This is a genomic window from Stenotrophomonas chelatiphaga, from assembly GCF_001431535.1.
GTDB classification, from domain to species: Bacteria; Pseudomonadota; Gammaproteobacteria; order Xanthomonadales; family Xanthomonadaceae; genus Stenotrophomonas; species Stenotrophomonas chelatiphaga.
Genome location: NZ_LDJK01000033.1, coordinates 26,482 through 42,270, shown reverse-complemented (window position 1 = coordinate 42,270; position 15,789 = coordinate 26,482). Strand labels below are relative to the sequence as shown.

General features: G+C 67.3%; 14 protein-coding genes. 6 read left to right on the top strand and 8 right to left on the bottom strand.

All coding sequences use genetic code 11. From position 1 onward, the window contains the following. Positions 1-32: 32 nt before the first annotated feature. The 8 genes from ABB28_RS08510 to ABB28_RS08475 form a co-directional block, all read right to left on the bottom strand. On the bottom strand, positions 33-527 hold the full coding sequence (locus ABB28_RS08510) for a hypothetical protein (RefSeq protein ID WP_057508234.1): 495 nt from the start codon (positions 525-527) through the stop codon (positions 33-35). A 62-nt stretch (positions 528-589) separates the two neighbouring features. Then, positions 590-1,339 carry an HAD family hydrolase gene (locus ABB28_RS08505; RefSeq protein WP_057508219.1) on the bottom strand — a complete coding sequence of 250 codons (750 nt, stop codon included), beginning with the start codon at positions 1,337-1,339 and terminating at the stop codon, positions 590-592. Between the two features lie 143 nt (positions 1,340-1,482). Beyond that, a complete protein-coding gene (locus ABB28_RS08500; RefSeq protein WP_057508218.1) occupies positions 1,483-1,908 on the bottom strand; it encodes an EF-hand domain-containing protein in 426 nt (141 codons plus the stop codon). 219 nt (positions 1,909-2,127) lie between these two features. Next, on the bottom strand, positions 2,128-2,505 hold the full coding sequence (locus ABB28_RS08495) for a hypothetical protein (RefSeq protein WP_057508217.1): 378 nt from the start codon (positions 2,503-2,505) through the stop codon (positions 2,128-2,130). Positions 2,506-2,539: 34 nt separating this feature from the next. Further along, positions 2,540-3,253, bottom strand: coding sequence for a M15 family metallopeptidase (locus ABB28_RS08490; RefSeq protein ID WP_057508216.1), 714 nt, complete (start codon positions 3,251-3,253; stop codon positions 2,540-2,542). Next, entirely contained in the window at positions 3,186-4,667 is a 1,482-nt protein-coding gene (locus tag ABB28_RS08485) for a serine hydrolase domain-containing protein (RefSeq protein ID WP_425479535.1), read from the bottom strand. Before ABB28_RS08485 ends, ABB28_RS08490 begins: the two co-directional genes overlap by 68 nt. Before the next feature lie 352 nt (positions 4,668-5,019). Beyond that, positions 5,020-8,046: a TonB-dependent receptor gene (locus ABB28_RS08480; protein WP_057508215.1), complete on the bottom strand. Its 3,027-nt coding sequence runs from the start codon at positions 8,044-8,046 to the stop codon at positions 5,020-5,022. A gap of 39 nt (positions 8,047-8,085) precedes the next feature. Then, positions 8,086-9,609 carry a transglutaminase-like domain-containing protein gene (locus ABB28_RS08475; protein WP_057508214.1) on the bottom strand — a complete coding sequence of 508 codons (1,524 nt, stop codon included), beginning with the start codon at positions 9,607-9,609 and terminating at the stop codon, positions 8,086-8,088. A 131-nt stretch (positions 9,610-9,740) separates the two neighbouring features. Between ABB28_RS08475 and ABB28_RS08470 the strand changes: the two genes are divergently transcribed. From ABB28_RS08470 to ABB28_RS08445, 6 genes are all read left to right on the top strand, one after another. After that, positions 9,741-11,192 (top strand): C40 family peptidase, encoded by a 1,452-nt coding sequence (locus ABB28_RS08470; RefSeq protein ID WP_057508213.1) that lies wholly within the window; start codon positions 9,741-9,743, stop codon positions 11,190-11,192. Next, a complete protein-coding gene (locus ABB28_RS08465; RefSeq protein ID WP_057508212.1) occupies positions 11,192-12,286 on the top strand; it encodes a dipeptide epimerase in 1,095 nt (364 codons plus the stop codon). The genes ABB28_RS08470 and ABB28_RS08465 overlap by 1 nt, the downstream gene beginning before the upstream one ends. Before the next feature lie 37 nt (positions 12,287-12,323). Then, positions 12,324-13,172, top strand: a complete 849-nt coding sequence (locus tag ABB28_RS08460) for a MurR/RpiR family transcriptional regulator (RefSeq protein ID WP_057508211.1) — start codon at positions 12,324-12,326, stop codon at positions 13,170-13,172. Between the two features lie 12 nt (positions 13,173-13,184). Then, the gene (locus ABB28_RS08455; RefSeq protein ID WP_057508210.1) at positions 13,185-13,952 is read left to right on the top strand and encodes a L,D-transpeptidase family protein; all 768 of its coding nucleotides are present in this window, start codon (positions 13,185-13,187) and stop codon (positions 13,950-13,952) included. Beyond that, complete coding sequence (locus tag ABB28_RS08450; protein WP_057508209.1) at positions 13,949-15,250, top strand: APC family permease; 1,302 nt, start codon at positions 13,949-13,951, stop codon at positions 15,248-15,250. Before ABB28_RS08455 ends, ABB28_RS08450 begins: the two co-directional genes overlap by 4 nt. A gap of 115 nt (positions 15,251-15,365) precedes the next feature. Then, positions 15,366-15,710: a hypothetical protein gene (locus tag ABB28_RS08445; protein WP_057508208.1), complete on the top strand. Its 345-nt coding sequence runs from the start codon at positions 15,366-15,368 to the stop codon at positions 15,708-15,710. Positions 15,711-15,789: the final 79 nt, after the last annotated feature.

Below are 15,789 nucleotides of genomic sequence, written 5' to 3'. Positions count from 1 at the left end.
CAATCGGGCAGACCGCCGAGCATGGCTCGGCGCTACCGCTCCCCGCCCAGCTGGCGGCGCAGCGTGGCATCCAAGGTGATCGGGCGATCCCAATGCCGGTAGCTGGCCACGATGGCGTGGCGCAGCGCGCGCTTGTGCAGGTTGTCCGGCGGCACCGGCAAGGCTTCCACGGCCGCCTCCCAGCCGGCGTCGCGGTGGGCGCTGAACGCCCGTACCACCTCGCGGCAGCTCAACGTGATGGCCTTGGCCCAGAAGCAGGCAAAGTACACATCGGCCGCGTGCCAGCCGTGGTTGTTGACCAGCGCGGCGGCGTAACCGCGATCCACCCCGCTGTAGCGCGCGACCTCGTCCAGGAAACTGTCCGGATAGCGTTCGGCGTAGTGGTTGATGTCGGCCAGCCAGGTGTCGATCCACGCATCACCGGTGTCCACCGCGTAGGTGGCCGATTTTTCCGCTGTCTGCTGGGCCAGCGTGATCGCCGGCACCAGCAGCACGGACAGCAACAGCAGCGTTTTCAGCAGGCGCATCATGCTGGGATTGTGACCCAGCCGGGCCGCCGTGTCAGGTCAGCCGTTCCAGGCCAGCCGCTTCAGGCGGCCGCGGCCTTGGCTTCGATGGCCTGCAGCGCGGCCGGCCAGTCCCACGCCGTATCGGCGGTGACCATGCGCGGTTCATCGTCGGCCACGCCGTGTTCGGTTTCGTGCGCCCAGGTCACCGCGTAAGGCGTGTGCACGCCCCAGCCACCGAGGGTCACCACCGGTTCGATATCCGAGCGCAGCGAGTTGCCGACCATCACGAACTGGTTGATCGGCAGGTCGAATTCGGCCAACACGCGGGCATAGGTCTGCGGATCTTTCTCCGACACGATTTCGATGCGCGGGAACAGGTCGTGCAGCTGGGCCACCTTGATCTTGGCTTCCTGGTGGAACAGGTCACCCTTGGTGATCAGCACGACGGGATACTGTTCGGCGATCCGGGCCACCGATTCGCGGACGCCGTCGATGAGCTCCACCGGATGGCGCAGGGTGTCGTGGCCGATGTCCAGCATGCGCTGGATGTGCGTTGCGCTGACCCGGCTGTCGGTGATGTCGATGGCCGCTTCGATCATCGACAGGGTCATCGCCTTGACGCCATACCCGAATACCGCGAGGTTGCGCCGCTGCACGTCGAGCAGGTGCCGCGCGGTCTGCGTGTCATGCACGTCGATGTAGTGCGAGAGCAGGTCGAGGTAATCCTGTTCGGCCTTGCGGTAGTAATCCTCGCTCTTCCACAGCGTGTCGTCACCGTCAAAACCAACCAGGCCGATGGCGCTGCTGCGCGCGGGCGTGGATATTTTCATGCGTGAAGAATAACAGGGCGGCCCACGCACTGGCCTGCGTGGGCCGCCCTGGCTGTTGCGGCGCCGACGCAGGGTCGGCGCCTGATGCTGCCGCGCGGTGCGCTCGCCGAGCGTGGCCCGGCGTTACGCAGGTGTTGCCGGGCTTAGTTGCCCTGCGCGCCGGCGGCGCCCTGCTGGGCCTGCACGAAGGCTTTGTATTCATCGGCCGACAGCTCGCCGTCCTTGTTGGTGTCGGCCTGGTCGAAGACCTGCGCGAGGCCGGCGTTCACCTGCGCCTCGGTCTTGCTGATGGTGCCGTTGCCATCGGTATCGATGCTGGCCCAGGTCTGGCCGCCCCCGTTGGCCTGTGCTGCAGCCTGGCCGGCGGCATGGGTGGCCTGGTCTGCGGCATTGCCTGCTTCAGCCGCCTGGTTGCCGGCCGCAGCTGCTGCCTGCTGTGCCTGCACAGCCTGCGCCTGTGCAGTGGCCGCCTGTTCCTGTGCGGCGCTCTGCGCCATGGCCGGAAGGGCGAACACACTGCCGGCGGCAACGAGGAGGGCGATCAGCGGCTTGCGGTTACGAAGAGTCATTGGGTGGTCTCCTTGGATGTGATGTTGCACGGCCATGTGTTCCGTACGGGGCCTACGTTGGCAGCGCGCCGATGAACGCAAATTGGGGCGCGATCGGCCTTCATACGCAGCATTAACCACTGCGGGCCGGGCATCGGCTACGGGCTTGGTTAGAAGGCAGTGAGCGGAAAGTAAGGTGCGCATTCAGCGGCCGGGGATTTAACGAGGCGCGAACGAAATTCAGCCTGCGTCACTACGTTCCGGCGCTGACCGCGAACTGAACAGCACCCAGCCGAGCGCGACGCCGGACAACGCCCCGATGATCTCCAGCACCACGCGGCTGCCCAGTTCGTTCGGATCGTGGATGGTGGACAGGTAGAGGCGCGCGTAGAACGGCGATTCCATCCGCACGATGCCCATGTAGAACAGCTTCCACATGTCGATGCCGGCGCCGATGACCACCGCGATACCGCTGGCCCAGCCCAATGCGTGGCCGTGGGTCCAGCGCAGCACGCGTGCGATGTGGTGGAACAGGAAATACACCAGCAGGCCCACGAGCAGGGCGATGCCCGCAGCTTCCAGGGTGCCGAGCAGACCGAAATGGAGGGGAAGGTTCATGGCCACAGTGTAATGGCCGGGCACCCTGCGCGAATCAGTCCACCGGCACGTCGTAGGCGGTGTGCGGATCCGGTTCGGGCTGGAAGGTGTAATGCCACCATTCCTTCGGGTAGTTGGCGAAACCGGCGGCGGCCATCGCCTGCAGCAGATAGGTCCTGTTGGCCTGTTGCAGCGTGCTGAGTCTATCGGCAGCGGTGTGCGCACGCACGCCGAAGAAATCGAAGTCGGTGCCCATGTCCAGTGGCGTGCAGCGCCCGGCTTCGCACTGCATCAGGCCCACGTCCACGGTGGCGGCGCGACTGTGGCCGGACTGCTCGGCGATGTAGCCCTCGGCGAACAGGCGGGACTTGTCCACGCCCGGATACTGCATGGCCTTGCGCGAGGTTTCGTGCGGGTCCCGCGCCCAGGCCACGAAGGCCTGCACCGAACGCACCGGGCGGTAGCAGTCATGCACCTGCAATGCATGGCCCTGGCTGCGCAGCTGGCGTTCCACCTTGGCCAGGGCATCGGCGACCGGCGGCAGCAGATAGCAGGCAGCTGCCTCATAGCCGGGCACCGGGCGGCCGGTGAAGTTGTTGGAGGTGGCGTAGCGGATGTCCAGCGCGATGCCGGGCGCGCGCGTGCGGATGTCTACCAACCCGGCCTCGGCGGCGCTGCGCGCAGGCGATACGGTCGGTGCTTCAGCGGCGCCGGCGCTGGTTGCCAGGGCAATCGCCAATGCGAGTGAAATGCAGGTCCTGGTAGTCATAGCTGAAGTCGATATCCGGGTCGATGGCACGCAGGTCCAGCGTAGGGACCGGCGTGTCGTTGGGCTGCAGCCACGCCTGCGCGGCCGGTTCCAGCGTATCCCAGCGCAGCACCCAGCGCGGTCCGGCCTGCACGACATCGGCCTGCAGCCGCGGCGATTTGTCCACGCTGAAGCGCAGTCTTCCCTGCTGCGGGCACAGCGACGCCTCGCCCAGCCACGGATCGCGATAGCGGCCCTGCAGCGCTGCCAGCGCGGTTGCCGGCGCCGGCACTGTGGTGCGGGTATCGGGCAGCGGATCGGCCTCTGTCGGCGATGGCGCGCGTGCCTGCGCCAGTTCGTCCAGCCAGCCATCCACCCCCTGCGTGCCGCCCGGGGCGGTGTAGTGCTTCAATGCGGCCTGCATCAACGCGGTGCGCGCATCTTCGCCTTCACCGTTGATCAGCAGCACCACGCCGACCTTGCGGTCCGGCAGCAGCGCCAGCGAGGAATACATGCCGGACAGCGTTCCGGTATGCGCCACCTTCCACTGCCCGTCCAGGTCGGACAGGCGCCAGCCGTATCCGTAGCCGGCGAAGTGCGCGTTGTCCCAGCGCCGTTGTCGCTCGCCCAAGGGCATCGGCATCTGCAGCGTCCACAGTTGGCGGCGCTGTTCACTGCCCAGCCAGCCCGGCACCTGCGACGGATCCAGCAGCACCTGCATCCAGCGCAGCATGTCGTTCAACGAGCAGCGGATGCCGCCGGCCGCCATCGACGGCGAATCCGGGCTAGTGACGCCGTCCGCAGCGATCACCACGTTGCGCCCCTCGCGGCGCACGTGGGGCTGGGCGATGTTGCCCACGGCCGGGGGAGACCACGCGCCGACCTGGCAACGTGACAACCCCAGCGGGATGAACACCTGTTCGCGCATCAGCTGGTCATACGGTTTTCCACCAGCTGCGGCGGCCACTTCACCGGCGACCACGTACATGAGGTTGTCGTAGGCATAGCCACTGCGGAAGCTGGTGACCGGCTTGAGGTGGGCCAGCCCGGCGATGATGTCGGCGCGCGTGAAGTGGTTCGGTTCCGGCCACAGCATCAGGTCGCCGGCGCCCAGGCCGAGTCCGCTGTTGTGGATGAGCAGGTCGCGCACCTGCATCTGTTCGCCCACCCAGGGATCGAACATCGTGAAGGACGGCAGGTGCCTGCGAACCGGATCGTCCCAGCGCAGCTTGCCCTGTTCCACCAGGCGGGCGAGCAGGGCGGCGGTCATCGCCTTGCTGTTGGAGGCGATCTTGAACAGCGTATCGGCGTCGATGCGGGCGTCGGGGGTATCGCCGCGGCTGCCTTCGGCGCGGCGGTAGACCACCTTGCCGTCGTCCACCACGCCCATGGCGATGCCGGGCAGCTGCTCACGCTGCATCGTGCGTTCGAACATGGCGTCGAACGGTGGGGCTGCCAGGGCGAACAGCAGCAGGGGCGCGAACATGGGATCAACCTTCAGCGTGGGCGGGTAGCGCCGAAGGCAGCGGCAGGAGCCGCTGCCAACGTCGCTTGCGACGGCCCGCAGGGTGTCGGTCAGGACGACCGACATAGCCATGCTCGGCGAGCGAAGCGGCAGGAGCTGAAGCGTGACGACCAACGGTCGTCACCCACCAGGGCAAAGGCGTGACGGCCAGCGGCCGTCACTACCAGGGCAAGAGCGTGACGACCAACGGTCGTCACCCACCAGGGCAAGAGCTGACGGCCAACGGCCGTCACTACCGGGGCCGTCGGCCGTCGATGCCGGGCTAGAAATTCCAGGCCACCACCAGTTGCGCGTAACGCGGTGCCTGCCAGCGGGTGCCGGTGTTGAACGTGGCTTCGCGGTACACGCCCGGCTGGCTTTCATAGCGCTGGTGCACGTTGATGACGGTCTGGTTGTTGAACAGGTTGTAGACCGACAGCCGCGCGCTCAGGTCGATGCCGTCCACCGGCAACCGCCAGGTCACGTTGGCGCCCATGGTCCACGTCCACGGCAGGTTGCCGAACGCACCGCGGGCGGTAGGCTCGAACACGCGCTGGTCGTAGCTGCCGCTGCAGTTGGCCACGCACAGCCAGCCGGTGCCGCCCCCGCTGCCTTCGCTGGAGGTACTGCCGCCGGCCACCGTGTCGCCCGGCCACATCACGCCGAAGGCGGTGATCGGGCCACCGGACTGCACCTGCAGCGTCGTGCCGAACGACCACTGTTCGTTCAACGCATACGCCGCACGGAACTTGAACTGGTGGCGGAAGTCGTTGAACAGCGACCCGTAGCGTTCGTTGTTGGAAGGGTGGTCCCAGTGCTGGACCATGCCGGTGTCGCCGTAGTTGGTGTCCGAGTTCACCGGGCCTTCGAAATTGCCCTCGCTCTTGGACCACAGGTAGGACGCGTTGAACATCCACTTTTCGTCCCACGCACGGTCCAGCTGGAACTCCAGCGCCTTGTAGGTGCGCTTGGGCTTGGAATAGCCGACCACGTCGCCACTGCCGCCCTTGCGGTAGCCGCTGTTGGCGGTGTCGATGGTGATCCAACCTTCCTCGGCGCAGCCGATGCTGGAATCGCCCCAGATGGTCAGGCTCTCGCCGGGGTTGGCGATCGGCCACAGGGTGCTGCCGGTCGGACCGCACGGGGTGTAGTTCAGGCGCATGTCGTCCAGCGCGCGGGTCATGCGCCGGTAGGTCCCGTTGACGCCCCACGACCAGGCCTGGTTGATCATGGTCTGGAAGCCGAGGATGTATTCGTCCTGGTAGACCGCCTTCAGGTCCTTGTCCACGCTTTGGCGCAGATCGGCCGCGCCGGTGTTCATGCGGGTGTCGGTGGGACCGACCTGCTGGCCGATGACCGGCGCCATGTACGGCGCACCAGTAACCGGGTTGCTCTGCTGCTGCCAGCCGTTGAGCACGTAGTAGGTGTATTCGTCGGTGAGCCCGCCGGCGAAATTGACGTTGATGTTGTTGGTCACCGGCAGGTAATAGCGGCCGGCGTTGCCGAACAGCTTGGTGCTGCCGTCACCCTTCATGTCCCAGGCAAAGCCCACGCGCGGTGCGATCAGGTCGTCCATCTTGATGAAGGCATCGCCATCGGCGGTGCGGTTCTCGAAGCGGTCCCAGCGCACGCCCAGGTTCAACATCAGGGTGGAGGTGACGTTCCAGATGTCTTCCAGGTAGAAGGCATTGGCCTCGGTTTCGAAGGTGCCGCCGGACACGCGGTTGCGCGCGCGCAGCATCTGGTTGACCCCGGCCGGCACGTAGGCGTTGGCGCCGTCCCACACCTCATCGCCGGGCCGCGCCGCGTACGCGGTGTAGGTCATCTGGCTCGGGCCCGGGTAGCGCGTGGACTGCTCGGTGGTCATCAGTTCGCGGTCCACGCCGAAGCGCAGCAGGTGGCGGCCGAGTGCCCATTCGAAGTCCAGCCGCGCGGCATCGCGGGTGTCATCGCGTTCGGCGATGGCGGTGCCGGTGGGATGACAGCCGGCGCGCAGGCCGTTCAACTGGCCCAGGTAGGGTGCATAGGTGGCATCGGTGAACACGGCATCGCAGTACAGGTCCAGCGTGGAGTTGGAGAACGCCCGCTGGTTGTTCTGGCCGACCATCGCCTTGGCGGTGAAGCTTTCGCCGAAGCGGCCGGTATAGGTGGCCGACCAGTTCTTGCCGCCGCCGTCGGTCAGCGTGTCGCCGCCCCACTGGCCCAGCGTGCGGGTGTCCCAGGTGTAGCCGGACGAGGCCTGGGTGGTTTCGGTCTCGTCGGAGAACGCCAGCAGTTCCAGGGTGTGGTTGTCGGTGATGTTCCAATCCAGCTTGGCACCCCAGAAATCATCGTTGCCACTGTTGTCGAACCACGTGCGGCCATCGGATGACGTGTTGTTGCCATCGGTATCGCGCTTTTCGTACATCGCGAACAAGAACAGCCTGTCCTTCACCAGCGCGCCGGAACCCCAGACGTTGGTCTTGGTGAACGAGGTGGCGTCGGTGCTGGCGTAGGCGTGCGGCGAGCCGTCGCGGTGGAAATGGTCGCGTGCCGCCGAGCGCCAGGCATTGGGTTCGAAGGTGACTTCCGCGCCGCCTTCGAACTCATTGCTGCCCGAGCGGGTCACCGCGTTGATCACCCCGCCGGTGGAGCGGCCGAACTCCACCGAATAACCGCCGGTCTTGACCTGGAATTCCTGGAAGAAGCCGAACGGTGCGCTGGAGAAGCCCCGCCGGGTGTACATGTCGGTGACGTTGAGCCCGTTGATGTAGACCGCGTTTTCGGCCACGGAGGAACCGGCAAAGGACAGCCCGCCGAACGACGAGTTGCCCCCGACCACGCCCGGCGCCAGCAGGGCGACGGCGGACAGGTCCTGCGCCACCGGCAAGCGCGAGATTTCCTGGCGGTTGACGTTGAATGAGGTCTCGGTGGAATACACGTCCACCCGGTTGATCACCCGCGAACCGACCACCTGCAGGGCATCCAGGTTGACCACCCCGCCACCGCTGGCCAGGTTCACCGTGGTGGTGCCACCGACGGCGACGCTGACGCTGACCGGCTCGCCCAGGGCGGCGCCGTCGCGGCTGAGCTGCAGGGTGTAATCGCCCACCGGCAGCTGGCCCAGGCGGTAGCTGCCATCGCTGGCGGTGGTGGCCGAACGGGTCAGCCCGGTACCGCGATTGACCACGGTGACCAGGTCACCGGCGGTGGCCCGGCCGGCAACTGCGCCGGAAACCGTCTGTGCCGTTGCGACGCTGGGCACGATCATGCCCAGGCACGCGCCCAGGGCGACGGCCAACGCCGCCCGCTTGATGCTGATTGCCTTCATCCCCTGCTCTCTCCTGCAGAAATTGAACGGTGTGGTTGACTAGGGTGTCGCGCTGGGTTTGCCGCCTGCAGGCCGTACCGTCCACTGGAACTGGTCGTCCCACTGGTCGAAGTACAGGTTGCCGCCTGCCCACTCGGCCTCGCCGCGCTGCGAGTCCACCGTTTCCGAGCGGAAGTGCTGTTTGGCCGGCACGAAGGCCTGGCCGAAATCATCGTTGAAGGCGATCCGGTAGCCGTCGATGCCACCGAGATAGAAGTCGCGCAACGCCGGCTGGTCACTGTCCAGTGCACCGGTGGTGACGTCCATCGGCAGCCAGCCGTACGGCGCCAGGTACACCGCGCCCCAGTCGTGCAGGTTGCTGTAGCCGATCGCGTTGTCGGAGAACACGCGGCCGGATTGCCAGCGCGCCGGGATGCCGTTCATGCGCAGCAGGGTGATCAGCAGCAGGGTCTGCTGGCCGCAGTCGGCATGGCCGGCCTGCAGCGCATGTTCGCTGATGTTGCTGATCGTGGAATATTCGCGCGCGCCGGCCCACGGGATCTGGTCAACCGCGTGATACAGCAGCCGCACCACTTCAAGCGGCCGCGTCTCACCCTGCAGCACGCGTTCGGAATAGGCGCGCAGTGCCGGGGTGAAGCGCACGTGCGGTGGCTGTTCGGCCAGGTACGGTGCCAGCGCCGCATCTTTCGGCGTGGGCTGCACCGCAGCAGGATCAATCGCGGTGTGGCGGGCGCTGACGGTCAGCGCGTAGCGGATCTGGAAACGGGTCGGCTGCCCGGCCACGGCCGGCGCTTCCAGGTAGGCGGTGCGCTGCAGCGTGCTGGCCGGTGCCAACTGCGTGCTGGCCGGTGCCAACTGCGCGCCGGACGGCGAACTGCCGATCCACTGCAGCTGCTCCTGCTGGCCGGGGATTTCGCGCGGATACGGAATCCAGGCACGCACGGTCTCGCCGGCCGGCACCGCATCGGCCTTCACCACCAGGGACTGGGTGACCTCCACGCGTTGCGGCAGCACCGAATCGGCGCCGCTGCGCGCGGCCGCAGCCACCACCTGCGCGTGGTACGGGGCCAGCCTTTCGTACGGGCCATCGGCCGGCATCGGGGCATCGGCACGGCGGCGTGCGCGGGCCTCGCTGCTGAGGCGGAACAGGTTGGCCGGGGCACGGTTGAAGTACCGCCGCTCGCCATCGATATCCAGGTGCTCGATCAGCCCTTGTGAATCCCAGCGCGCGAACTCGTCATCGCGCAGGTCGGGGATCCAGTGCCGCAGTTTCTGCTTGGCGGCCGCTTCATCCAGGCTGAAGTCCAGACGTATGCGCCGCATGCGCTCCTGCTGGAAGGTCAGCGCATCCCGATCGACGCCACCGGGAGGGCGCGCCAGCCACGCATCAAGCAGCGCGTTGGCCTCGGCGAATCGCCCCTGGTCGATCATCGCGATCACCGCCGCATCGGACGCCGCAGCGGGTATCGGCGTGGCCGCGTCGGCTGCAGGCTGCGCCCACGCCACGGCCGCGCACAGGCAGGCAGCAGCAGGCAGCAACAGTTTGCGAACGACCGGATCCACAGCGACACTTCCCCAGCGCGGGTGGTAACCGCTGTGTAACACGCAGCGAGATGAGGGTCAATAATTTATTCTTGCGTTCCGCGACGAAAGGAATAACTATTCCGACAGCTTTCCAAGAGGGTCACTGCCGCATGTTCCTGGCTCCCCGCAGCACCCGCCGTGTCCTGATGCTGGCCCTGTGCCTGGCCTTGGGCAGCAGCGCGGCATCAGCGCTTACGCGCGCGCCGGCCGCCACGCCGGATCCCGGCCCCGCCCTGCCCTATGTCATCGGCCTGCACGAGGCCTATCTGACGCCGCAGTACTGGGCCGCGCGGCTGCCCGATGCCGATGCGCTGATCCTGGACCGCACCCAGATCGCCGCGCAGAACACGCGCATGCGCGCTGAAGACCCGCACATCCAGGACATCGCGGCTTTGCCCGCGTCGCTGCCCGCCGCCACGCTGCGCGAATCGATCACCGCGCTGTCGCGCTGGCCGACGCGGGCGCTGTATGACGCCCACGGCACCGCGATCCCGGCCGGCCAGCGTGCCGACATCGAAGCCAACCTCGCGCTGGACAGGCTGCCCGCCCGCACCGCGCCGCAGTACGGGCTGGTGGTGCACCGCGCGGCGCTGCGCACCTTCCCGACCCGGCAGCGTGTTTTCAGCAGCACCGAAAACACCGACATCGACCGGTTCCAGGAATCGGCGCTGTTCCCCGGCGACAAGGTCGCGGTGGTCCACCGCAGCGCCGATGGCGCGTGGCTTTTCGTCCACAGCGAGCGTTACAGCGCGTGGATCGAAGCGCAGTACGTGGCCACCGGCAGCAGGGACACGGTGCTGGGTTACGCCGCGACCGGCCCGTACCGGGTGATCACCGGCGCGGTGGCGCATACCGCGTTCACGCCGGAAGAGCCGCGCGTTTCGCGCCTGCAGCTGGACATGGGCGTGCGCCTGCCAGTGCTGGCGCAGTGGTCGCCGGCACAGGCGGTCAACGGCCAGCAGGCGCACGCCAGCTGGGTGGTGCAACTGCCCGTACGCGAAGCCGATGGCGCGCTGAAGCTGGTGCCCGCGCTGCTGCCGCGTTCGCAGGACAGTAGCGCCGATTACCTGCCGCTGACCCCACGCACTCTGCTCACCCAGGCGTACAAATTCCTGGGCGAGCGCTACGGCTGGGGCCACGACTACGACACCCGCGACTGCAGCGGCTTCGTTTCGGAGATCTACCGCAGCGCCGGCGTGCTGCTGCCGCGCAATACCAGCGCGCAGGGCATCAGCCCGGCGCTGGATCGCATCGCCTTCACCGAAAAGGACGGCGCCGCCCGACGCGAGCGCGCCGTGGCCGAACTGCAGGTGGGCGACCTGGTGTACATCCCCGGCCACGTGATGATGGCGATCGGCCACGTCGACGGCCGTACCTGGGTGATCCATGACACCGCCGGCGGCAGCTGGAAAGGCGAGGACGGCACCCGCATCCAGGCGCACTTGAACGGTGTATCGGTCACCCCGCTGGAGCCGATGATGGCCAGCGATGACCTGCGCTACATCGACCGCATCACCAACATCCAGCGGGTGCGCCCGCAGAGCACGCGACAGACGCCTTGATGAAAATCACCGATATCGAACTGGGCATGCTGCGCGTGCCCCTGAAGACACCCTTCAAGACCGCGCTGCGCACCGTCGACACCGTCGAGGACGTGGTGGTGATGATCCGCACCGACACCGGCCACACCGGCTACGGTGAAGCGGCGGCGACCGCGGTGATCACCGGCGATACGCACGGGTCGATCATCGAAGCGATCCGCCACTTCATCAAGCCGCGGCTTGTCGGCCAGGACGTGGCCAACCTCAACCGCCTGTGCGCCCTGGTGCAGTCGTCGATGGAGCGCAACAGCAGCGCCAAGGCCGCGGTGGAAATCGCCCTGTACGACCTGTGGGCGCAGCTGCACGACGCGCCGCTGTACCAGATGCTGGGCGGTGGCGATCCGGTGATCACCACCGACATCACCATCAGCGTGGACTACATCGACAAGATGGTCGCCGACTCCCTGTCCGCGCTGGATCGCGGCTTCGAATCGCTGAAGATCAAGGTCGGCAAGGACATCGGCCTGGACATCGAACGGGTCAAGGCCATCCACGCCGCCGTGCAGGGCCGTGCGCTGCTGCGGCTGGATGCCAACCAGGGCTGGACCGCCAAGCAGGCGGTGCAGGCGATGCAGGCACTGGAAGAGGCGGGGGTGGTGCTGGAACTGCTGGAGCAGCCGGTCAAGGCCGCTGACATCGCCGGCCTGAAGTACGTCACCGACCGGGTCAACACGCCGGTGATGGCCGATGAGAGCGTGTTCAATCCCAGCCAGGTGATCGACCTGATCCAGCAGCGCGCCGCGGACATCGTCAACATCAAGCTGATGAAGACCGGTGGGCTGTCCAATGCGATCCGCATCGCCGACATCGCCGCCATCCACGGTGTGCCGTGCATGATCGGCTGCATGATCGAATCCAGCATCAGCGTGGCCGCCGCGGTGCACCTGGCGGTGGCCAAAAGCGATGTGATCACCAAGGTCGATCTGGATGGGCCGTCGCTGGGCCAGTTCGACCCGGTCAGCGGCGGTGTTACCTTCAACGAATCGGAAATCAGCATCAGCGACGCGCCGGGGCTGGGCATCACCGAAGTACGTGGACTGGAGATGCTGGCGTGAGTGCGGTCCGCTGCGGTAACGCCCTGGATGCTGTTGCATGCCGCCGCTGCTGAAGATCCGCGCCGAGCGCGGACAGATGTCGGCGATCGAGCGCCGCATCGCGGATTTCATCCTTGAGAACGCGCACCTGCTGCGCGATTACTCCTCGCAGCAGCTGGCCAGCGCGCTGGGCATCAGTCAGTCCAGCGTGGTCAAGTTCGCGCAGAAGCTGGGTTTCAGGGGCTATCCGGACCTGAAATTCTCCATCGGCCAGGACGTGGCCCGCAGCGGCGCCGCTCCGGCCTCACCGCCTGCGCTCGCCGAAGGGCTGGACGGGTACCTGCGCATTGCCCAGGCGCTGCAGGCCAGCAAGGCGGCAGCCGAGGACGAAACGCGTGCGGCCAATCCGCAGGCGGACGTGGAGCGCATCGTCGCCCTGGTCGATGCGGCGCCCAAGCTGTTCGTGTACGGGCTGGGCGACGATGGCCTGTACGCGCGCGAATTCGCGATGCGGCTGTCCCTGCTGGGCATGCTGGTGGTGCACCACGCCGATCCGATCCTGATGCTGGCCAACCTGTCCGCTGCGCGCCCCGGTGATGTGATGCTGGTGTTCTCCGAGTTCGGCAAGCTGCCACAGCTGTCGATGCTGTCGCGGCAGTTCCAGGACCTGGGCGGCAAGGTCGTGTCGATCACCCGGCACACCGCCAACCCGCTGCGTGCCCATGCCGATGCCTCGCTTGCGGTATGCGCCGAAGACCGCGCGCCGCACATGGCGCAGGTGCTGTACCGTGCGTCCTTGCAGTCCCTGCTGGATTTTGTTTTCGTGCTGTTGTGCGACGCCAATCCGGATCGCAACCGCCAGTTGGCGGTGAACCTGGAACGCATCGAACACCTGCTGGATACCTGACCGGAGCCGCCCATGAAGTCGCTGTTGCGTTGCCTTGCCGTTGCAGCCCTGTTACTGGCCGGTCCGGCGTGGGCAGTCAGCCCGCTGGACGGTGCCAGGCAGGTGGTGGTGGTCACCAGCGAAGGCTGGAACAGCACGCAGGGGCGCCTGCAGGCGTTCGCCCGCACCGACCACGGCTGGAAGCCGGAAGGCGCCGCGTTCGACGTGGCCCTGGGCCGCAGCGGCAGCGCCTGGGGCATCGGTCTGCATCCAGCGACGGACGCGCTGCCGAGCAAGCGCGAAGGCGATGGGCGCAGCCCGGCCGGGGTGTTCGCGCTGGGCACCGCGTTCGGTTACGCAGCGCAGGCGGACACCGCCCTCCCCTGGCAGCCGATGCAGGAAAGCAGCTACTGCATGGACGTGCCGGATTCGCCGTACTACAACCGCTTCGTCGATGCCGGGCGGGTCGGCGCCGAGGCCGTGGAAGGGTCTACCGAACCGATGCGGCTTGACCTGCACAACCACGGCGACGTGCGCTACCAGCAGGGCTTCGTGATCAACCACAACCCGCGCAACGTGCCCGGCCAGGGCAGCTGCATCTTCGCCCACCTGTGGCGCAGGGAAGGCGAGGCCACCGCCGGCTGCACCGCGATGACCGCCGCGCACATGCACCAGCTGCTGGCCTGGCTGGATCCGCGCAGCGCACCGGTGTTCGTGCTGCTGCCGCGCGACGAATACGCGCGCCTGCAGCAGGCATGGCAGCTGCCTGCCCTGCCCGCTGCCAACGGCCACGCCCGGTGAGCGCGCCGGACACCCAGCCCACCCCCAGCCTGCAGCGCGCGGTCAGCCGCTGGCAGATCGTCGGCCTGTCCATCAACGATGTGATCGGCAGTGGCATCTACCTGCTGCCGGCCGCCACGGTGATGCTGCTCGGGCCGTTCAGCCTGTGGGGCGTGCTTGCTGCCGGCGTCGTGGTCGCGCTGCTGGTGCTGTGCTACGCGCAGGCCGCCAGCTACTTCGACGAACCTGGCGGCAGCTACCTGTATGCCCGCGAGGCCTTCGGCCGCTTCGCCGGTTTCGAGATCGGCTGGATGATCTGGCTGACCCGCATCAGTTCGGCGGCGGCCCTGAGCAACGCGCTGGCCGATGCGGTGGCGCGCTTCTGGCCGCTGGCCGGCAGCGGCGGTGGGCGCATCGCGGTGATCGTGCTGTCGCTCGCCTTCCTGACCGGGGTCAACATCATCGGCGTGCGCTCGGCGGCACGCACCGGGGTGGTGCTGGTGATCGGCAAGCTGGTGCCGCTGCTGCTGTTCGTGGCCATCGGTGCGTTCTACATCGACCCGCAGCTGGCGTTCTCCGGGCAGCGTCCGGACCCGCACGACCTGCAGCGCATGGGCGAGGCGGCGCTGCTGCTGCTGTATGCCTATGCCGGCTTTGAAAACATCCCGGCCGCCGCGGGCGAGTACCGCAATCCGCGGCGTGACATCCCGTTCGCCCTGATCACCATGATCATCACAGTCACCGTGATCTACGCCGCGGTGCAGATCGTGGCGCAGGGCACCCTGCCCGGCCTGGCCGGCTCGGCCACGCCGCTGGCCGATGCCGCAGCGGGCTTCGGCGGCGAGGCCCTGGCGCTGATCCTGACCGTGGGCGCGACGATCTCCATCCTGGGCACCAACAGCAACACGATGATGATGGGCCCGCGCTTCCTGTATGCACTGGCCGCCGATGGCTATGGCCCGAAGGTGCTGGCCCACGTGCATCCGCGCTTCCGCACGCCGGCGGCGGCGATCCTGTGCCAGGGCATCATCTCGCTGCTGCTGGCGCTGAGCGGTTCGTTCGTGCAACTGGCGCTGCTGTCGATGACCACGCGGCTGTTCGCCTATATCGGCACGGCCGCCGCGGTGCTGGTGCTGGCCAAGCGCTACGCCGACCGCCCCGGCGCGCTGAAGATGCCGGGAGGGCCGCTGATTCCGGTCCTGGCGCTGGTGCTGTGCCTGGCGCTGTTTGCCAGCGCCAGCTGGGCGAACATCCTGGCCGCGCTGGCCGCCTTCGCCGTGGGCGCGGTGATCTACCTGTTCCCGCGCAAGGACGGTTGATGCGTCGGTGGCCGGCGGATCGGCTCTACGCTGCGCTCACGCGCCGGGTCCGGGCCGTTAACCGGCTCGTTGTCAGGATGGAGCCTCATCCAACGACCACAGACGGAGCCGACGAATGAGCCCCGATTACCAGATCCCCGGCCGCGTGCCGGAAGACGGCGTACAGCGCGAAGCCTTTGCCAACTACTGGCGTGAGCGCTATCCGAGCGAGCCCTATTACGATGCCAGCTCGTCCTTCGATGACTACGAACCCGCCTACCGGCTGGGCCACCAGTCACGCGCACAGGATGTCATCCGTGCGTATGAAGAAGTGGAGCGCGAGCTGCAGACGCGCTGGGCAGCCGAACGTGGCGAAAGCCGACTGGAGTGGTTGCAGGCGCAGCATGCGGTGAAACGCGGCTGGGAAGATGCGCTGCTTGCCGATCCGCGGTTGGACAAGGGCCCGACGCGCGGCATCTGATGCGTCGCACCTGATCCATCGCAAGCCGCAGCGTCCCACCATTCAGGGGGACGCTGCGGCGTGCACGGTCGCAATGGTA